At 39.7% G+C, this 20339-nt stretch carries 18 protein-coding genes; 11 read left to right on the top strand and 7 right to left on the bottom strand.

Going from position 1 to position 20339, the window contains the following annotated elements; all coding sequences use genetic code 11:
* Positions 1-106 precede the first annotated feature (106 nt).
* Together pdxH and CWB77_RS14535 are read left to right on the top strand one after the other, a co-directional pair.
* The gene (gene pdxH, locus CWB77_RS14540) at positions 107-745 is read left to right on the top strand and encodes a pyridoxamine 5'-phosphate oxidase (protein WP_075169742.1); all 639 of its coding nucleotides are present in this window, start codon (positions 107-109) and stop codon (positions 743-745) included.
* 13 nt (positions 746-758) lie between these two features.
* Positions 759-1526, top strand: a complete 768-nt coding sequence (locus CWB77_RS14535) for a TatD family hydrolase (RefSeq protein WP_138623343.1) — start codon at positions 759-761, stop codon at positions 1524-1526.
* Here CWB77_RS14535 and CWB77_RS14530 read toward each other — a convergent pair.
* Positions 1493-2113 carry an AhpA/YtjB family protein gene (locus CWB77_RS14530; RefSeq protein ID WP_054201961.1) on the bottom strand — a complete coding sequence of 207 codons (621 nt, stop codon included), beginning with the start codon at positions 2111-2113 and terminating at the stop codon, positions 1493-1495. The two genes, CWB77_RS14535 and CWB77_RS14530, sit on opposite strands and share 34 nt — an antisense overlap.
* 142 nt (positions 2114-2255) lie before the next feature.
* Here CWB77_RS14530 and serB point away from each other — a divergent pair, with 142 nt between their 5' ends.
* A complete protein-coding gene (gene serB, locus CWB77_RS14525; RefSeq protein WP_138623341.1) occupies positions 2256-3281 on the top strand; it encodes a phosphoserine phosphatase SerB in 1026 nt (341 codons plus the stop codon).
* On the opposite strand, the gene CWB77_RS14520 is transcribed toward serB, so the two are convergent.
* Positions 3278-5758 carry a PilZ domain-containing protein gene (locus CWB77_RS14520; protein ID WP_138623338.1) on the bottom strand — a complete coding sequence of 827 codons (2481 nt, stop codon included), beginning with the start codon at positions 5756-5758 and terminating at the stop codon, positions 3278-3280. The two genes, serB and CWB77_RS14520, sit on opposite strands and share 4 nt — an antisense overlap.
* 555 nt (positions 5759-6313) lie before the next feature.
* Here CWB77_RS14520 and radA point away from each other — a divergent pair.
* Both radA and CWB77_RS14510 read left to right on the top strand, forming a co-directional pair.
* Positions 6314-7699, top strand: coding sequence for a DNA repair protein RadA (radA, locus tag CWB77_RS14515; RefSeq protein ID WP_010387717.1), 1386 nt, complete (start codon positions 6314-6316; stop codon positions 7697-7699).
* 85 nt (positions 7700-7784) lie between these two features.
* A complete protein-coding gene (locus CWB77_RS14510; protein ID WP_054201804.1) occupies positions 7785-8717 on the top strand; it encodes an aq_1923 C-terminal domain in 933 nt (310 codons plus the stop codon).
* Between the two features lie 92 nt (positions 8718-8809).
* On the opposite strand, the gene serA is transcribed toward CWB77_RS14510, so the two are convergent.
* The 5 genes from serA to metK all read right to left on the bottom strand — a co-directional run bounded on the left by serA (position 8810) and on the right by metK (position 13205).
* Positions 8810-10039 (bottom strand): phosphoglycerate dehydrogenase, encoded by a 1230-nt coding sequence (gene serA, locus CWB77_RS14505; RefSeq protein WP_010387720.1) that lies wholly within the window; start codon positions 10037-10039, stop codon positions 8810-8812.
* 9 nt (positions 10040-10048) lie between these two features.
* Positions 10049-10702 carry a ribose-5-phosphate isomerase RpiA gene (rpiA, locus tag CWB77_RS14500; protein WP_054201803.1) on the bottom strand — a complete coding sequence of 218 codons (654 nt, stop codon included), beginning with the start codon at positions 10700-10702 and terminating at the stop codon, positions 10049-10051.
* A 52-nt stretch (positions 10703-10754) separates the two neighbouring features.
* Positions 10755-11351 carry a 5-formyltetrahydrofolate cyclo-ligase gene (locus CWB77_RS14495; protein WP_138570863.1) on the bottom strand — a complete coding sequence of 199 codons (597 nt, stop codon included), beginning with the start codon at positions 11349-11351 and terminating at the stop codon, positions 10755-10757.
* Between the two features lie 18 nt (positions 11352-11369).
* Positions 11370-11915 carry a hypothetical protein gene (locus CWB77_RS14490; RefSeq protein WP_075169738.1) on the bottom strand — a complete coding sequence of 182 codons (546 nt, stop codon included), beginning with the start codon at positions 11913-11915 and terminating at the stop codon, positions 11370-11372.
* 138 nt (positions 11916-12053) lie between these two features.
* Positions 12054-13205, bottom strand: coding sequence for a methionine adenosyltransferase (gene metK, locus CWB77_RS14485; protein WP_008110316.1), 1152 nt, complete (start codon positions 13203-13205; stop codon positions 12054-12056).
* 265 nt (positions 13206-13470) lie between these two features.
* On the opposite strand from metK, the gene tkt reads away from it, so the two are divergent.
* The 6 genes from tkt (at position 13471) to CWB77_RS14455 (ending at position 20338) form a co-directional block, all read left to right on the top strand.
* Positions 13471-15462: a transketolase gene (gene tkt, locus CWB77_RS14480; RefSeq protein ID WP_010387727.1), complete on the top strand. Its 1992-nt coding sequence runs from the start codon at positions 13471-13473 to the stop codon at positions 15460-15462.
* 296 nt (positions 15463-15758) lie between these two features.
* Positions 15759-16073, top strand: a complete 315-nt coding sequence (gene ppnP, locus CWB77_RS14475) for a pyrimidine/purine nucleoside phosphorylase (protein ID WP_010387728.1) — start codon at positions 15759-15761, stop codon at positions 16071-16073.
* Between the two features lie 190 nt (positions 16074-16263).
* The gene (gene hpf, locus CWB77_RS14470) at positions 16264-16620 is read left to right on the top strand and encodes a ribosome hibernation-promoting factor, HPF/YfiA family (RefSeq protein WP_008110321.1); all 357 of its coding nucleotides are present in this window, start codon (positions 16264-16266) and stop codon (positions 16618-16620) included.
* Between the two features lie 142 nt (positions 16621-16762).
* Positions 16763-17998 (top strand): NRAMP family divalent metal transporter, encoded by a 1236-nt coding sequence (locus tag CWB77_RS14465; protein ID WP_138623336.1) that lies wholly within the window; start codon positions 16763-16765, stop codon positions 17996-17998.
* Positions 17999-18636: 638 nt separating this feature from the next.
* On the top strand, positions 18637-19671 hold the full coding sequence (locus CWB77_RS14460) for an HlyD family secretion protein (RefSeq protein ID WP_249931440.1): 1035 nt from the start codon (positions 18637-18639) through the stop codon (positions 19669-19671).
* Positions 19664-20338 carry an ABC transporter ATP-binding protein gene (locus CWB77_RS14455; RefSeq protein ID WP_138623332.1) on the top strand — a complete coding sequence of 225 codons (675 nt, stop codon included), beginning with the start codon at positions 19664-19666 and terminating at the stop codon, positions 20336-20338. The genes CWB77_RS14460 and CWB77_RS14455 overlap by 8 nt, the downstream gene beginning before the upstream one ends.
* Position 20339 lies beyond the last annotated feature (1 nt).

Here is a 20339-nt window from a genome sequence, read left to right as displayed (position 1 = left end):
AAATTAACAACGAACCAAGAACCTAGAACCAAGAACCTAGAACCTAGAACCTAGAACCTAGAACCTAGAACCTAGAACCTAGAACCTAGAACCTAGAGGGAATTTTATGAAACTCGAAGATATTCGTCGTGAATACTTGCAAGATGCGCTAAGTGAAGACAACTTGCTTGATGATCCGTTTAAGCAGTTTGAAACTTGGCTAGAGCATGCTGTTGGCAGTAACTTGCCCGACCCTACAGCTATGGTGGTCGCTACGGTCGATGAAACCGGTCAGCCTTCACAGCGTATTGTGTTGCTAAAACATTTAGATGATAACGGTTTTGTGTTTTTTACTAATACCGGTTCACGTAAAGCACAAGAGCTTAAAGGCAATAATAAAATTTCCTTGCACTTCCCATGGCACCCTATGGAACGCCAAGTAATTGTGTATGGTGAAGCGCAGCCATTACCTACATCGGCTGTTGCTAAATACTTTTTATCTCGCCCTAAAGAAAGCCAATTAGCCGCTTGGGCGTCGCAACAAAGCCGTCCAGTTTCCTCGCGTAAAGTGCTAATGGAGACCTTTGCCAACATGAAAAACAAATTCGCTAAAGGTGAAATTCCGCTCCCTGATTTTTGGGGCGGGTATTGTGTTGTGCCGCAAAAAATCGAGTTTTGGCAAGGCGGAGCGCATCGTTTACATGATCGCTTTATGTATCAGCGTCAGGCCGATAATAACTGGCAAATAACCCGCTTAAATCCTTAGTTGGCTGCTGGTTTTGCAATTTATAGACTCACACTGCCATCTTGATTTTAGTGAGTTTGATACAAACCGCGAATCACTTATTAATGCCTGTGTAGCTAAAGGCATTAATCAATTTATTGTGCCAGGCATTAGCTTGGCGCAGTCTCAAAAACTACTCGAGTTTAAAGCAACCTACCCACAAATTAGAATAGCTGCAGGGCTACATCCTTATTTTTTAGAGCAACATCAGCAATCGCACTTAGAATCACTGTATAACTTTGCTAAAACAAACAAAACTCAGCTTGTGGCTATTGGGGAATGCGGGCTAGATCGCAGTATCGAAAATCTTGAAAAACAAACCTTTCTGTTTGAGCAACAAATAGCGCTTGCTAATGAGCTTGAGTTACCGCTGATTGTGCATCACAGACAAAGCCATGATTTAATAGCGCAATCGTTTAAGCGTTGTAAGCCTAAGAATGGCGGTGTGATCCATGCTTTTTCAGGCTCAATACAACAAGCACAGTACTATATAAAAATGGGCTTTAAGCTTGGAGTGGGTGGGGTTATCACCTATGAGCGGGCTGCTAAAACTCGTGCGGTTGTAGCAAAGCTTGAGTCACAGCATTTAGTGCTTGAGACTGATTCACCTTCAATGCCGCTAAATGGTTATCAGGGAGAAATAAATACCCCATTGCATATTCCTAACGTGTTTAATGCGCTTCATAGTTTAAAATCAAATAGCGATAAATATCGATTAGCTGAGCAGCTTTATGCTTCGTGCTCTGAGGTTTTTTGTATATAGCGATTTACTTGCCAGCGTTTTAACCCTCGGCCTAATTGCCAAGTAAAAATACAAGCAATTACTAGCATAAGTAATACTTGGCGACCTAAATCATGAAAGTGATTATGGCTTGAAGATACCGCAGCGCGCGTTAAATAGGTAATAGATACAAAGCCAATAGGGCGATTGTCGTCAGAAATAACTTGTTCAACAAACGGTGTTTTTAATTTACTAATGCCCGGTGATGAGTCTGGTAATAAACCATATACATGATGTGATTGCCAGTTATCGCTGCTTGCAAGCACTACACCTTGTTTATCATAAATGGTGGCTGAAAGAACAAACTCATCTTTACTGATATTGTTGCATAAGGTGGTGAGCTGCGATTTGTTTTTTTCTATTAGCGGTTTTTTGGCATTCAGTGCCATAAACTGAGTGAGTGACTTGGCTGCACTATTGGCACTATCGTAAAGTAGTTGATGGCTTTGGTGGCTACTGTTTATTCCTACCCAGCTTAATAATACAAAGCAGCCCGCGGCCAATAACAAACGAATTAAACGCTTTTTTTGCGAGGCTGTAAGTGGATTTTTAAGATGGTTATTTTTCATAGTCACCGTATATGCTGCTGACAGCATTTTGATTTGATGTTACAACTACACTATAACCCTAAATCCCCCCTGATGGCGAATTTTGTATCTCATATCCTTATTATCAATGAGCTAAATGTCAGGAAATATAAACGGAGATCCCATGTCGAACGCGAACATGGCACAGCAAAGCGCTGAGCTATTATCATCATCACTTATTCTTAATAAATGGTTTAGCTACCAACAAGGTGTTTTTACACCACTAAATACAACACCAAACAGAAACCAAGGGTTATTTAGTATTGCCTTTGGCGGTGATTTTAATATTCAGCATATCAATAGCATTATTGAGTTTTTTGCGTCTCACCAGCAAAAAGTAACAGCTATTTGTCAATATCAGCCAGATTTAGGGTTATCTCCGGCATTATGTTTTTATATAGAAAATGCAGAGCGCGCAATAAACCCACTTGAACTTCAAACTTTTGCAAATACCTTGGCGTGTCAGTTAGTGCAAGTAACTAGCCCCCCTGATTTACAAAAACCAGGATTATTGGTAATGGATATGGATTCAACGGCCATTACTATTGAGTGTATTGATGAAATTGCACGCTTAGCGAATGTATACGACGAGGTTGCCAACGTAACCGCGCAGGCAATGGCAGGTAAGCTTGATTTTAGCGAAAGCTTACACCAGCGTGTTGCCAAGCTCGAAGGCATTGAAAAGAGCTTAATTGATGAGCTTAAAAGTGCACTGCCTTTAATGCCAGGTATTAAAGCGTTATGCCAAATTTTAAAACACCACGATTGGTATTTAGCGATTGCATCGGGCGGCTTTGTGCCGTTTGCTGAGCGAGTGCAGGAGCTGATTAATTTAGATGAAGTGCATGCTAATGTGCTGGAATTTAAAGACAATAAACTAACTGGTAAAGTGTTAGGTGGGATTGTTGATGCTGAGCAAAAAGCGGTTGTTTTAAACGCGCTACAACAAAAGCTGGGGCTTGAAAAATGCCAAACAGTTGCCATAGGCGATGGTGCAAACGATTTAAAAATGATGGCTCAAGCTGGCTTAGGCGTTGCTGTACATGGTAAACCAAAAGTAGTTGAGCAAGCCCAAGCAGCTATTTGCCAAGGCTCGTTATTACAACTGTTATATATGCTGGCGGTTCCGCTAAACCCATCACAGGTTTAACGTAAACGATTTAACCAGATTAGCTTTCGTCTAGACATTTGCTCAACCTGTTGTTGGTTGAGCGCTAAATGCTCAAGTGCTTCATCACTTACATCAATAATGTCGCCCACACCTGATACAGACCATAATGCATCCTCTAAGTCTTTGGCCTTGTGAATTGCGTATTGGCTAACGTATTTTAGCTCGTTTGCTAAGTAGTCAGTATCGAGTCGACCAGTGCGAGAAATATATAAACGCATTATAAAAACCAGCTCAGATTTAAGCCCTTTACTTACTTGCTGTTTAAACTCGCTACAGTCAGTACCTAAAACACATTGGCTGGTAATGGCATCGGCTATATTTTCTTTTTTAGGATCAAAGTTAATTACTAAACTAAACTCTAGCGGCGGATCTTGACGGGTGCGATCTTTAATATTAGGGGTGATCACATCAATAATATGCGCTTTAGTAATAATATTTGATAAGTCTGTTTTAGCATTCAACAAGGCAAAATTTTGTAAAATAACATGCAGTGGGCTTGGATATAAACCAAATCCCATGGCGCCAATTTCAAAATGCGCCATTGATTTATGTAAATAAATCGGAAACTGGCAAAGCGTTTTTGTTACCATATTTCTAAGTGCTGTAGAAAGCCCAGGTACTTTAGGTGACTCTTCAGCAACTTTTAATTTTTGTTTATTACTATTGATTAAAAGGGTAAAAAAATCGACCCCAGTATGAGATGAGCCTTTATCTGCATGCGCTTTCAAATTAATCGTAGTCAGCGATTTGCTCACTGCCATGACTTCATATTGAATAAGATTTAATGAATAGTTTTTGGTAATTTTTTGCAAATCAGGAAATGATAACGAAACAATATCGCCTTTTTTAAAGTCCACTTCTTGATTGCACTCTAGCTGTAAGCCAAATATTGAAAAATCACGGGTATACCCATGCAATACCGCATCACGAGTATTAATCACTACATTAGTTTTGTATAAATAGCGTTTATTAGAGCGAAGATTTACATACTCTAGAGGCACGGTGTTGAGCTCCGGTGGAGATGCATGCTTACTATGGCCAAAATATTTTAATTTATTGGCTAAGGCTTTATCAAATTCATATTGTTGATAATGCTGTTGCTCATGCTCATTACCAACTTGGGTAAGTAGCATTAAATATTTTACGTCTTTTATCGCGCCTTCAACACGTGGTGAAGGTGGTTTATTCAGTTTCTCAATATCTTTACCTAAAGAGTTAGGTAAAGATAAAGGAATATAAGCATCTTCAGTATGACTCGGCATTAGTTGTAATTTAAAGCAACGCCAACTGTCTCTTCGGCTACCAAAACCAAAAAATAACGTTTTTAATTGTGTTTGTTGCTCAAGCTCAGAACGAGTTGCTGAGTAGTAATAAATTTTTCCTGCAGAGACATGGGTAAAGGTATACAAATATTCTTCTTTTACTGCCACAGGTTTTAGCGCCAAGGTACGAATACGCTTATGATTTAACACATTGTAAAGACATGATTTTTTGCGTTCATCAGTAAAGTAACGCTGAATAAATAAACTGTTCTCAGTGGTTAAGCTCAGGCTAGGATAATAAACGCCGTTTTGCTGGCTAATAAAAACATATAAAGAATTAACCCTAGGAATATAATATTGTTCATACCCTTTAGAAACAACCGCATCCAGGGTGTTATCTAAATTCACTTTATAACGGCGTTTATTACCATGAATAAAGCTTTCTAAAAAACGATCAAACGCGCTGTTATTTTCTTCAAATGTACGCTTTAAGCGGATATGATTAAATTCTTCAGAGGTGTTTTCTATCGCAACGACTTCATATTTAACGCCACTTTTTAGGCCAAGCTGAAAATCTTGCTCTAAGCCTACTAGGTGCATGTTTATAAGCTGACCTTTTTTTAAGTTATAGCGCGACGCCAACTTAATTTTACAACCACTGAGTGAAATATCAGAGGTACTCGCATCGATTTTTGCTTGCCCGTCATACTCAATAGTAATTTTAATTGAGTAATTCATCCGCTCTTCACTACGATTTTCATAAGCTGCAAATTTAATAACGTTGGTGGTCAGTTCATGTTGTGGTTTAGCTTCTACTTTTTTTGGTGTAATTGATTGCTGTTGTAATACGCGATAATTATTTTCGGTATTCATTACCGCTTCGTATACTGCAAGGGTGTAATCTTTATGTTGTTTTATGGCCGCTTCGAATACTTCAATAGCGGTGTCATCCATAAAGTGTTGCTTGCCCTTGTATTCATATGGTTTTACTTGGCCAGTAACTAAACCACGAAGATCAATAAAGCGGTCTATCGGCTGAGATAAACGCGACATTTCCATTTTTATTAAAAACTGCTCGGGTTTAGTTAACTCGGCAGTTTTTGACTTGAAAATGAGATCAAACTTAGCATTTCCCAAATACTGTTTTAATTCATTTACAAGCGCTTCATGCTTAAGCAATACGTCATCAGCCATTTATAAATCATCACCGTCTAATTTAAAAAGTAGGTATACTGTTGCAATTATTTATTAGAATATTTAATAAATCGAATCTCGCAAAACCGCCAAATGCGGCCCGATACTATGCGTAACTTTACTTTGTGTTTAACCTGAACTCCGGATAATAAATCCATCTCAAGCAGCTATTTTCAGCGCTAACTGCGTTGAATTTACTTGCAATAGGCGAGCTATTGACGCGTAATTTCGCCTTGTTTTCACTAAAAATCTCTAGCTAGAGAAAAATAAGCACAAATATCTTTTTGATTCAATATGTTAGTAAATCTCTTAACCAGAGTTCAGGTTATTTATTGTTATTTTCTAATAGCCAATTAATTGGCAAGGGTTAATTAGTTTTTTAAAGCAAGAAACATGCCCTAAAGTAGGTTAAGTGAAACTACATTAGTATAGCGTATTTGATGATACTAAATGCGCTGATCCACAAGACGTTGTTGCTAAGGTAGAGCCAGCAATGGCAAAATAAGCGCTTAACACTGTGTATTTCAAAATAAAGAATAGTAGGTAAGGTTTTAAATGGCTAAAGCGGCAAAAGTAGAGTTTGTTTGTACAGAATGTGGCATGAACTATCAACGTTGGCAAGGCCAGTGTCGCTGTGGCGCATGGAACACTTTAGCAGAGTTTAAACCCTCTGCAGGGCAAAACAAAAAGGTAGCTGCTCGTGCAAGTGTAGGTGGTTATGCCGGTGGCATTGGCGGTGGTTCTAAAAAAATTAATGATGTAGCAACCTCTGAGGCTGAAAAGCAGCTTACTGAAATTGGCGAACTTGACCGTGTACTAAGCGGCGGTGTAACCACCGGCTCGGTTAATATTATTTCTGGCGATCCGGGGGCGGGTAAAACAACACTACTATCTGATTTGGTGGCAAGAATGTCTCAGCGTATGCCATCACTTTACTGTACTGCGGAGGAGTCTCTATCGCAGTTTAAAAATAGGGTTAATCGGTTAAAACTAAATTACAACGAAGATGAACTCTATTTACTGTCAGAAACCAGTGTTGAAACCATTATTGAAGAGCTGGATAAAAACAAAATTAAGTTTGCCGTTATCGACTCTATTCAAGCCGTTGTCACCGATACCGCTAATGGCAGCCCAGGTTCACCTTCTCAGGTAAAAAGTGCAGCTCAAGCATTAACTCAATATTGTAAGCAAAACGACGTGACTATGTTTATTATTGCTCACGTAAATAAGAATAATGAAATAGCCGGCCCGCAAACCTTAGTACACATAGTTGATGCACTGTTACATATTGATACCAACGATGGTCAAGTGCGCACCCTGCGCGCTAATAAAAATCGCTTTGGTGATATAGACACCGTCGGCATTTTTAAAATGTGTGAACGCGGTATGCTCAGTGTGGATAACCCCAGTGAAATTTTCTTATCGGGCTCAACCACTGAATCACCGGGGTCGACAATTACCTGTATCCGTAAAGGAAATCGTAATTTACTGCTAGAAATTCAGTGTTTAACCACTGAAACCGAAGCAGAGTTTCCACAGCGAGTATGTGTTGGTTTAAATATGAACCGGATCAAAATGCTCACCGGTATTTTACGTAAGCACACCAAAACTAAAATATTCCACGATACGTTTTTTAATATTGTCGGTGGTTTAAAAATTGATGAATCAGAAACCTGTATTGACTTAGCGCTTGTTACTGCACTTTTGAGTAGTTTAAACGAATTTGTTGTACCTCGAACCACCTGTATTATGGGGGAGTTAAGCTTAAATGGTGATGTACGCCCAATCGACAGTGGTGTGCCCCGTGTTAAAGAAGCGGCGCAACATGGGTTTACTGAAATATTTATCCCATTTCGTAACTACCATAAATCAATGGAAGGGCTGGGTGCCAAAATAACGCCGGTTAAAACCGTGCACGAGCTACTTAGTTTAATTAATTAGCAAACAAAAAGTGCTTAACGACTTATGTTCTCAATGTTAGTCTTGCTTAAAGCCACTTATATAAAGAGTTTAATAAGGAAATAACATGAAAAAATTAGTGATTGCAGCCGCGATTATTGCTGCAGGTGTGGGTGGCGTAAGCTATGCAAACTATGTAGCAACCCAAGAGGTACGCGCTGAGGTCGATAAGCAGTTGGCTTTGGTTAGCGAACAAACAGGTGCCAGCTTTAACTATGCAGATCTATCGGCGAGTGTTATTTCAAATAGTGTTGCCATTAGTAATATAGAAGTGACCAGCCCTGAGGGTGAAAATATTGCCACGGTTGAGCATGTGGAAGTGACAGGTTACGAAACCGATAAAATATCGCCACATACTGCTTTTACACTGAAAAACTTCCAATTTGATAAAAGCTTTGTCGCTACACTGCCTGCAGATACTAATGCACAACTTGCCTCGGCCAGCTATGATTTACACTCATCATTAGATTACGATGAGCAATCAGGTAACAGCGATATAGTTGTTAAACTGCACGCCAACGATATTGCCAGCATTGATATGAATATGGGGCTGGCTAATTCTAAAGCGCTTATGGATGCTTCACTAGAAATAAGCAAAGCTCAGCAAACAGCAGGTGATACACCGCTTACTTACGAGCAAGAGTTGCAACAGCAAACACTTATTATGCAAGCAATGAGCAAGTTAGAGCCACGCACTATGAGTGTAATGCTCGATAACCAAGGCGAGTTAAGTACTTTGCTAGAAAGTGAATTAGCCAAACAAGGTATGACACTAGAGCAGATGCAAATGATGCTAGCTCAACAGTTACAGCAAGCGCCGGTAACCGAAGAAATAGCGCAAGCATTAACTGACTTTGCTAAAGGTCTAAATTCGCTTAGTGTCTCAGCTAAACTGCCTGAAGGTAAAACCATGATGGAAGTAAATCAGCAGCTAATGATGTTAGCAGGGCAACCCGAAGAGCTGGTTAAATTTATAAATTTAGAAGTAAAAGGCAAATAATAGAATAAGTTGCCAGCTTCCAGTTTAATGTAAAAAAGCCGTACTTGATTACTCAAGTACGGCTTTTATTATTTTAGCTGATAGCTGATTACTTAGTGAAGAATACGGGCTCTAATTGTGCCTTCAACTGCACTAAGTTCTTTTAGTGCTACTTCAGATTGAACGGTGTCTACGTCAATAACCACGTAACCAATTGCTTCGTCCGTTTGTAAGTACTGTGCGGCAATATTAATACCGTGCTGAGCAAACGCTTGGTTAATTTGCGTTAACACGCCAGGGCGGTTGTGGTGCACGTGTAACAAGCGACTACGGTTAGCAAGTTCTGGCAATGATACTTCAGGGAAGTTAACTGCTGTAATAGTTGAGCCATTATCTGAGTACTTAGCGAGTTTACCTGCTACTTCAATACCAATATTCTCTTGTGCTTCTTGAGTAGAACCCCCAATGTGCGGCGTTAAAATAACGTTGTCGAATTCACGTAGTGGCGAAATAAACTCTTCATCGTTTGATTTAGGCTCAACTGGGAATACATCAATGGCTGCACCGCTAAGCTTCTTCTCTGTTAGTGCTTCAGCTAGGGCATCAATGTCAACCACAGTACCGCGAGAAGCATTAATTAAAATAGCGCCTTGCTTCATCACGGCAAGCTCTGCTGTTCCAATCAAGTTTTTAGTTTGCGGTGTCTCTGGAACATGTAAGCTAATAATATCAGCGCGTTGCAACAGCTGCGTTAAGTTATGTACTTGTGTAGCATTACCTAAAGATAGTTTGTCTTCAATGTCGTAATACTCCACGTTCATACCAATATTTTCAGCCATAATACCCAGCTGAGTACCAATGTGGCCGTAACCAATAATACCTAAGGTTTTGCCGCGTGCTTCAAACGAGCCATTAGCTGTTTTTAACCAGCCGCCACGATGGGCAGCGGCATTACGCTGTGGAATACCACGTAATAACAGCAATATTTCACCAAGTACAAGCTCAGCCACAGAGCGAGTATTTGAAAACGGTGCATTAAATACCGCAATACCGCGCTCACGCGCTGCGTTTAAATCTACTTGGTTTGTGCCAATACAAAAACAACCTACAGCAACTAGCTTTTCAGCTGCGTTTAATACAGATTCGTTAATATGAGTACGAGAACGAAGCCCTACAAAGTGCACATCTTTAATGCGCTCTATAAGTTCGTCCTCTGGCAACGATGTTTTAACGTAGTCGATATTGCTATAACCGTTACGTTTTAGCGTTTCAACAGCGCTTTGGTGAACACCTTCAAGCAAGAGAATTTTAATTTTGTCTTTTGCTAACGATACCTTACTCATAACCATATCCTATTTAATTTGTGGCCCATTTTTAGTGCCGATAATTACTTTATCAGCACCGCGCTCTGCAAATAGGCCGTTGGTGACTACGCCAACAATTTGATTTATTTGTGTTTCAAGCTGTTTAGCATGGGTAATTTTTAAATTATGTACGTCTAAAATAACGTTGCCGTTATCGGTTAAAACACCATGGCGATACACAGGATCACCGCCAAGTTTTAATAATTCGCGGGCAACATAGCTGCGCGCCATCGGAATAACTTCAACCGGCAGTGGGAAGTCTCCTAAGGTATCGACTAGTTTTGTATCATCAACAATGCATACAAACTGTTTTGCTACAGCTGCCACTATTTTTTCGCGGGTAAGCGCCGCACCGCCGCCTTTGATCATTTCATTTAAGGCGTTAATTTCATCTGCGCCATCAACGTATACATCAAGTGCTGCTACATCGTTAAGCTCAAACACTTCTATGCCAAGCTCTTTTAAGCGCGCTGTAGATGCTTCTGAACTTGATACTGCACCAACGATGGTGTCTTTAACTGTGCCTAGGGCATCAATAAAGTGATTAACGGTTGAGCCTGTACCTACACCTACTATGGTGTTTTCTTTTACAAACTCGAGTGCAGCCCACGCAGCTGCTTTTTTTAATTCATCTTGTGTCATTGTTGTCTGCTCATTGGTGTCAAAATAGGCTGTTAGTTTACAAGATTAGTTGTTACCAACAGTAGGTTTTATCGGGTGTTATGATCGTTTTTAGTGGTACATCCCACGATTCAATCGGTAACTCATCGACTTGTTGGCACGCATGTGCGAGGCCAATAAGTTGCGGTTGTTGCCAGTGTTGTTCGTATAAACGTGCCAATGTTCTATCGTAAAACCCACCTCCCATTCCAAGGCGATTACCAAATTTATCAAATGCCACTAATGGCATTAAAACGTAATCAAGCTCAGGTAAGGGGCATATTTGAGAGCAGTTCAACTTAGGCTCCAAGATACCATAGCGATTTGCTCTCATGGGTGAGTTTTTTTCATAGCGTTGAAATAGTAAATTAGCCCCATTAAATGGATGAATTACTGGCAAGTAAATAGCCTGGTCAGTGTTCCATAATTCATTAATTAACAATGAGGTATCTAATTCGCCATCATTACTTAAATAAAGCGCGATATGACTTTTTTTGGCCGAATTTATGCTTTTTAAATGTTGAATAAAATTCACTTTAAGCGATTCGGCGGCTAATTCTTGCTGGTTTTTTGATAGGTTATTACGTGCTTTACGAATATCGTGTCTTATTTGTGCGCGATTATTACTCATTAAATAACTTAACCGTAATTAAAAAGAGAATAAATTAGGAAATAATAAGTACATAGCAAGTACAATAAGCAATATTACGGCTGTAGAAATCAGCGAATATAAAACAAGGTTGCCGCGTTTTTTGGGCTCAGTAGAGAGAGGCTCATCAAGCATTAAATCGTCATCTTCCCATACTTCATTATTTTCATCAGGTAATGATAATTCAACTTCAGGTAGGCGTTGCTCAATATCTTCTAGTTTTTCTTCAAGGCGAATTAGGCTACTGGTAATGTAATCTAGGGCGTCAAATAAGCGCTGATCTCGCTGGCTGTCGTAAGCTGTTTGAGGTGCCGTTTGTGTAGCCGCAGCTTGCTGAAGTTTGCTTTTAATCCCCAGCGTTGAAAGTAACTTAGCTTGCTTGAGTGCTTTATCTTTGGGGCAAGGGGCAAATAACGGTTTGCCATCAAAAAAAGCAGCCACTTTTTCTGGCGAGGTTTTCAGCTTTTCTGTCAGTGCAGTGGTCACTGCTTGGCTGTCTGCACCTTCTGCAAGTCCTACAAATATAACACGAAAATTGTCGGCCATTTTTTATCCCTAATACGCTTTATTGTATAAGCAGAGTATATACCTAAAATGTTAAACAGTTCGAGACTGTTTTACGACTAACTTAGTACACATAGCAAAACGGCCCTAAAAAGGGCCGTTTAATATTAGCTAAGTGGCTTATAGACCAGCTGCTGCGCGAAGTGCGTCTGCTTTATCTGTGCGTTCCCATGGGAATTCGTCACGACCAAAGTGGCCATAAGCCGCTGTTGGAAGATAAATAGGGCGCTCAAGGTCAAGCATTTGAATTAGACCGTAAGGGCGTAAGTCAAAGTGTTCACGAATAAGTTCAATTAAACGCGCTTCTTCTAATTTACCTGTGCCAAATGTTTCAACACTGATAGAAGTAGGCTCTGCAACACCAATAGCGTAAGACACTTGAAGTTCACACTTATCAGCAAGGCCTGCAGCAACAATGTTTTTAGCAACGTAACGTGCAGCATAAGCCGCTGAGCGGTCAACTTTTGATGGATCTTTACCAGAGAAAGCACCACCACCGTGACGAGCCATACCACCGTATGTATCTACAATGATTTTACGACCAGTTAAACCACAGTCACCCATTGGGCCACCAATAACAAAACGACCTGTTGGGTTAATGAAAAACTTAGTTGCGCTAGTAATAAGCTCAGCAGGAAGTACTGGCTTAATAATTGTTTCCATTACCGCTTCTACTAAGTCATTTTGTGATACATCTTCGCTGTGCTGAGTAGAAAGTACAACGGCATCAATACCTACTGGCTTGCCATTTTCGTATGCAAATGTAACTTGTGATTTTGCATCTGGACGTAACCAGTTAAGCTCGCCGCTTTTACGAACCTCAGCTTGGCGCTGTACTAAACGGTGAGAATAAGTAATTGGAGCAGGCATTAATACTTCAGTTTCGTTACATGCGTAACCAAACATTAAGCCTTGGTCGCCAGCGCCTTGCTCTTCAGGGCTTGTACGGTCAACACCTTGGTTAATGTCTGGAGACTGTTTACCAATAGTGTTTAAAATTGCACACGAATCGGCATCAAAGCCCATATCTGAGTGTGTGTAACCAATTTCACGTACTGTTTTACGTGTAATTTCTTCGATATCAACCCATGCGCTAGTCGTGATTTCACCACCAACCATAACCATACCGGTTTTAACGTAAGTTTCACACGCTACACGGGCATGAGAGTCTTGCTCTAGGATAGCATCAAGTACCGCATCAGAAATTTGATCGGCGATTTTATCCGGATGACCTTCAGAAACAGATTCAGAAGTAAATAAATGTTTTGCCATTGTAATTATGCTCACAAATATTGCGCTTCACAAACGTCGGTATTAGCGCTAAAAAATTAAGGCGCGTATTTTATCTAAAACAAGCGAACTTGCATAGTTTTTTTACGCCTAGACGTCTAAATAAAATATATAATAGTAAATGGTTCTTAAAAAATATTCATAATGTCCTATTTTTATGGGTTTTTAATTGCACACAGCCCCTACAATAAGTAAGAATGGAGGTATATAAATACCCGCGCAAATACATATAAAGGTAGGAGAATTCATGCCATCTCGCAAAGAACTTGCAAATGCTATTCGCGTCTTGTCAATGGACGCAGTACAAAAGGCCAAATCTGGTCACCCTGGAGCCCCTATGGGCATGGCTGATATCGCAGAAGTATTATGGCGCGATTATCTAAAACATAACCCAACAAATCCAGAGTGGGCTGACCGAGATCGATTTATACTCTCAAATGGTCACGGTTCAATGCTAATTTATTCTCTATTGCATTTAAGTGGTTATGATTTACCACTGGACGAAATTAAAAACTTCCGCCAAATGCACTCTAAAACACCAGGCCATCCAGAATATGGATACGCGCCAGGAATTGAGACCACTACGGGTCCATTAGGTCAAGGGATCACAAATGCCGTAGGTATGGCAATTGCTGAAAAAGCATTAGCCGCTCAATTTAACCGTGAAGGCCATGACATTGTTGATCACCACACTTACGCATTTATGGGTGATGGTTGTTTAATGGAAGGTATTTCTCATGAAGCCTGTTCGCTTGCTGGTACATTAGGCCTAGGCAAGTTAGTGGCATTTTGGGATGACAACGGCATTTCAATCGACGGTGAAGTTGAAGGCTGGTTTAGCGATGACACACCAGCACGTTTTAAAGCATACGGCTGGCATGTAATTAGCGACGTTGATGGCCACGATAGCGATGCTGTAAGTGCCGCAATTAGCGAAGCCAAAAGCGTGACCGACAAACCAACGCTAATTTGTTGTAAAACAGTAATTGGATATGGCTCACCTAATAAATCAGGCAGCCACGACTGTCATGGCGCACCACTAGGTGATGACGAAATTAAAGCATCTCGTGAGTTCTTAGGTTGGACGGGTGATGCATTTGAAATCCCTGCTGACATTTACGCACAGTGGGATAACAAAGAAAAAGGCCAACAGCTTGAAGCAAGCTGGGACGAAAAATTTGCCGCATACGAGCAAGCATTCCCAGAGCTAGCAGCAGAATACAAACGCCGTACAAATTCAGATTTACCCGCTGATTGGGCTGAAAAGTCACAAGCGTATATTGAGCAGTTACAAGCAAACCCAGCAAATCCAGCATCACGTAAAGCATCGCAAAATGCATTAAACGCATTTGGTCCGTTACTACCTGAGTTTATGGGTGGCTCTGCTGATTTAGCAGGTTCAAACTTAACAATTTGGGATGGCTCTAAAGGCTTAACGGCAGACGATGCAAGTGGTAACTACGTTTACTACGGTGTGCGTGAGTTTGGTATGTCGGCAATTATGAATGGTATTGCACTTCATAAAGGCTTTATCCCTTACGGTGCAACGTTCTTAATGTTTATGGAATACGCACGCAACGCGGTTCGTATGGCTGCATTAATGAAGCAACCAAGCATTTTTGTATACACGCACGATTCAATTGGTTTAGGTGAAGATGGTCCTACTCACCAACCAGTAGAGCAAATTGCCAGCATGCGTTTAACGCCTAACCTTTACAACTGGCGCCCATGTGACCAAGTTGAGTCGGCAATTGCATGGCAACAAGCTATTGAACGTAAAGACGGTCCTACATCATTAATCTTTACTCGCCAAGGCTTAGAGCAACAAGCACGTGATGCACAGCAATTAAGCGACGTTAAAAAGGGTGGTTACATCCTAAGTTGTGACGGCAACCCAGAGCTTATTCTTATTGCTACCGGCTCTGAAGTACAACTTGCGCAAGACTCTGCGAAAGAGCTACGTGCGCAGGGTAAAAAGGTACGTGTTGTATCTATGCCGTGTACTGATGCGTTTGAAGATCAATCGCCTGAGTACAAAGAAAGCGTATTACCAGCAAGCGTTTCACGTCGCGTAGCGATTGAAGCGGGTATTGCTGATTACTGGTACAAGTACGTAGGTCTAAATGGCGCCGTAGTCGGTATGACCACCTTTGGTGAGTCGGCTCCAGCTAACGAGCTATTTGAATTCTTCGGCTTCACCGTAGAAAACATCGTTAACAAAGCTAATGCATTGTTTTAAGCAACTGCTTTAACATTTAAAAGCCCGCCCAGTGTAAAACAGGGCGGGCTTTTTTATGAGTTGTACTTTTATCACCTCTCTAAAGCGCAGCGTCTCATCGCCCTCTTTATGCATAAATTACTAAAAGATCTGTTTGAAACTCGCAGCTCGTTGCTCGGCATATCTCTCTATAAAGTCGTTAATTTTGAATCTTTTGGCTTCTAAATGAGTAATTTTCACAGCACTTAACTTGCAAGGTTTTTGTGTATCAGGCACTGTGGAGGTAGCAAAATTATAAATTAATAACAGGAGTTAACATGCCAAAGTTCGATAACGTTAGTGTGGTTAAAAAAGCCAATGTATATTTTGATGGCAAAGTATCAAGCCGAACTGTGCTTTTAGGAAATGGTGAAGCGAAAACCTTGGGTTTTATGCAACCCGGTGAATTTGAGTTTAATACCAACCAAAAAGAGTGCATGGAGTTGTTAGCAGGGCAGTGGGATGTGTTATTACCAGGTGAAAGCGAGTGGAAAACATTTAATGCGGGTGAGTCATTTAATGTTGATGCTAATGTCAGCTTCCATGTAAAAGTAAGTGATTTTGCTGATTATTGCTGTTCATACACAGATTAATTACATGAATGGTTAAATTATCAGCACCTCTGAAAGGCCGCTATCACGCGGCTTTTTGCATACTTAATGCTAAATGAATGATCTAAATCAGGTGGGGTAATAAATAATTGCTAAATTTAGCTATTTTCTCTTGTGTTAATTCGTTTAGCCCCCAATACTAACAGTGAGGTAACATAAAAAAGGATACCCTATGAAAATTAATCTTTCTGGTCACCATGTTGACGTTACTGATTCTATTAAAGAACACATTAACGAAAAGTTTTCTAAAATTGAGAGTCATTTTCCATCATTGATAGCGCTCGACATTATTCTTTCAAAAGAGCATCACAAGTTCCAAGCAGAAATTAGTACAAATTATGAAGGTGCGCGAATATCAGTTAAAGGGGAAAACGAGGTTATGTACCCAGCCATTTCCAGCGCAGCTAAAAAACTCGATGCCGCACTAAAGCATCGTAAAGGGCAAATAAAAGCGAACTTACATGAAAAGCCTGTAAGTACCACACCTGAAATAGCACACGAAATCATCCAAGAGATGGATTTAAATTAATAACTAACAATGTGTTATTTTTAAAAAGAGCCTAAGGGCTCTTTTTTATTGCCTGTAAATTAGGTAAGTTATGCACTCACACAGTTTATTAATGATAAAAATTAATAATAAAAGCACATAACACACCAAATTTGAGAAGTTAATGCAGTACACACAAAACACATGGAAGTCTCGGTTAGGGGCGCTCGGCCCAGGTATTTTAATGGCAACCGCTGCCATTGGTGGCTCACACTTAGTTGCATCGACCCAAGCTGGCGCATTATTTGGCTGGCAGCTATTTTGGCTTATTGTGGTGGTTAACGTTTTAAAGTACCCGTTTTTTCGTTTTGGTATGGAGTACACACTCGCTACTAAAAATAGTTTAGTCGAAGGGTATAAAAACCAAGGGCCTGGCTATTTTTACAGTTTTATTGCCCTCAATATTATTGCCGCTGTGGTAAATACCGCGGGCGTATTGTTGCTTACTGCGAGCTTATTACACTACGCATTACCTATTAGTATTCCTGTTACCTTATTGTGCTGGTTAGTATTGGCTGTGTGTTTAATTATATTATTACTAGGGCACTTTAAAGCGCTCGATAACGTTGCAAAAGCTATTATGGGGCTACTTACTATAGCAACCATAACCGCATTAGTTATTGCTATAAATAACGGCCCTGTAGCTCCTGTAAACTATGTTGGCCCTTCACCATATGAACTTGCCATGTTAGGCTTTATGGTTGCCTTAATGGGCTGGATGCCAGCGCCTATTGAAATTTCGGCTCTGAGCTCGTTGTGGCTTAAAGAAAAACAAGCTCAGCAAAGTGTGACTAAAAGCCAAGGCTTATTCGACTTTAATGTAGGTTATTGGTTAACCGCCGGGCTTGCGCTGGTATTTTTTAGTTTAGGTGCGTTAGTGCAATATGGACAAAGCAGTAATATAGAGCTTGGCGGTGTAGCCTTTGCTAAACAGCTGATTGATATGTATGCACTTACTATTGGCGAGTGGGCAAGGCCTTTGGTATCTGCCATCGCGTTTTTGTGTATGTTTGGCACCACACTCACCGTGCTTGACGGTTACGCCCGCACACTTAACGAATCGCATAAACTTCTAGGATTTAAGCAATCAAAACACAGCTTAAATACGTGGCTTATATTACAAGCATTGGCCGGTATGGCCGTTATTTTATTTTTTAAATCAGCCCTTGGCCCCATGCTTACCTTTGCCATGACGCTTGCGTTTGTAACTACACCCGTTTTTGCATGGCTTAACTTCAGCCTAGTTCGCTCAGAGCCTGCGATTAAACACAGCCTATTTTTGCGTAGCTTAACCTGGTTAGGCTTGGTGTACTTGGTTGGTTTTGCTATGGCGTTTGTAGTGTGTAAGGTGATTAAGTAATTGATTTATTGAGCATAATTTGCGAAGTATATATTGTATTTTCGATTAGGGGTAGCCGCTGTATTTTATTAAAAAAGTAACTTAAAAGCTAAAGGGTTGGTTAATGATATGTTGTTTTTTTGATTGAAATTGTAGATAAAATGTTTTTTTATCTTGCATTTGTGTTTTTTTTGGGTACGCTGGTCAATACTGCCTGTGCTGGAATATAATACAAAAAACTCATAAGAAGGATACATATATGAAAAATTCATTGAAGAAAACTATTTTTGCAATTGTTCTAGCTGGTACTGCATCATATGCATATGCCAAAACTTGTATGACACATACGGAATGCTCAGGTGGAAGTTGTTCTACTATAACAGTTTGTTATTCATTCCCAGAACCTATAGTTATATTGCCATAATATAATTTCAACGCGGGCAGTTATGAAACAGCATTTAGTGATAAAGAAATCAAAAGTATTTAAAAATAATGTAATTATGATCGCCATTGTTTTGGCATCCATTGCTTCAGTTGCTTACTGGTTAAGTAGGGACTCTATTCCTAAACAATATCTTAAGCCAATTAAAGTCAACTCTATAATAAAAAATGGAATCTTAAAAGGTATTGGAACGATACAGCCAACTCAAAGAGAGCTTATGTCAGCACCTTCCGATGGCACCATAAAAGCATTAAAAATACGTGAGGGGCAAACAATAAGTCGAGGTGATATATTAGCAGAACTCAGTAATTATGAGTTGGAGCAAAAAATACATACAGCCCAATTTGAACTATTAAATACAGTTTCTCAAGTCGCTATTGATAAAAGTAATTTGGCGATACGGTTATCGAAAGTTAAGTCTGAATTAGGGAATGCTTCAATGCAACTTAAGCAGCAACAGCTTGAATTAAATGCTAATAAAATCCTGGCTGAAGATGGCATTATTTCATCTATTCGCTTTAAACAAAGTCGCATGCAATTCGAACAAAGTAAATTAGCCCTTGAGGCAAAGAAAACAGAGCTAGTTCTTTTCAAAGAAGCTTATGAGCAACAATTAATTGCTTATAAGAATAAGGTTCAACTCGCAGAAAATCAAATTGAGTATTTAGTCGCAAAGCAATCGCAACTTACCTTAACTGCTAAGTTTGATGGGGTTGTAAGTCAAAATACCAGCAAACTTGGGCAAATAGTTAAGCAAGGTCAGCCATTATTTGAATTGATAGAAACTAATGACTTATTAGCCAAAGTACAGGTTCCTCAATACTCCTCAGAGCAATTAGAAAAAGGCCAAAAGGCCAAAATAATTACTCCTTCAGGTAATATCGAGGCTGAAGTAGATTATATAGACACCGTTATTAGGAGCGGCTCGATAAATGTGTTTTTAACTATCAATTCAGGTACTCCAAACTGGTTGAGAAGTGATCAAGCCATTGAGGCGCATATTTATACCTCAGAGCAACAAGCGACTTACAGTGTAGAAAAACCGGCTGATTTTGAAAAGTTTGAGCATTGGAGTATTTTTGAAGTTAATGCTGATGATCAGGCTGTGTTAACACGTATCAGTTTTCATGAAACTCAAGAGCAACAGCTAAGTTTTAAAGAAAAGTTAGGCAGTAACTATGTGTTATTAATACCTAGCGAGTATACGAAAAAAGATAAAATAAATTTTGAATTAGGTTACTTCAATGACTGAACCCCTTATTAAATTCGAAAATGTTGTATTTAGGTACGCTAGTAATACTAAAAATACTTTAGAAGATATTAATTTTACTATTGATGATGGTGAGTATATATCCATTACGGGCACTTCAGGTAGTGGCAAAAGTACTTTGCTATCTATACTGGGACTTATGAACAAGCCGTCACAAGGAAATTATTCGATCTCAGGTATTGACACTCAAAACCTAACAAATAATTCTCTTGCTGCAATAAAAAATCGTGAAATTGGTTTTATATTTCAAAACTTTAACTTGTTAAGCCACTTAACAGTGTTTGATAACGTAGCGCTTCCTTTAACTTATAATAACTCAGTTAAGCGTAATGAATACAAGGCAAAAGTACAAGCTGTACTCAAGCAAGTTTCAATGGAAGGTTTTATAAATAAAAAACCAAATCAACTTTCTGGGGGGCAACAACAACGAGTGGCCATTGCTCGAGCACTTATAAATAAACCTTCATTGATACTAGCAGATGAGCCGACAGGAAATTTAGACTCTAATAACAGCCAACTTGTTTATGAACTTTTAGAGAAATTAAATATACTACATGGTAATACTATTTGTTTAATTACCCATGATGAAAACTATGCAAAAAAAGCTAAACGTCGATTACATATACACGATGGCAAGTTGATAGATTAAG

The sequence above is a fragment of the Pseudoalteromonas sp. S1610 genome, from assembly GCF_005887465.1.
Lineage (GTDB): Bacteria > Pseudomonadota > Gammaproteobacteria > Enterobacterales > Alteromonadaceae > Pseudoalteromonas > Pseudoalteromonas undina.
The sequence above is the reverse complement of the archived record's forward strand: the minus strand, read 5'-3'. Positions and strand labels throughout refer to the sequence as shown.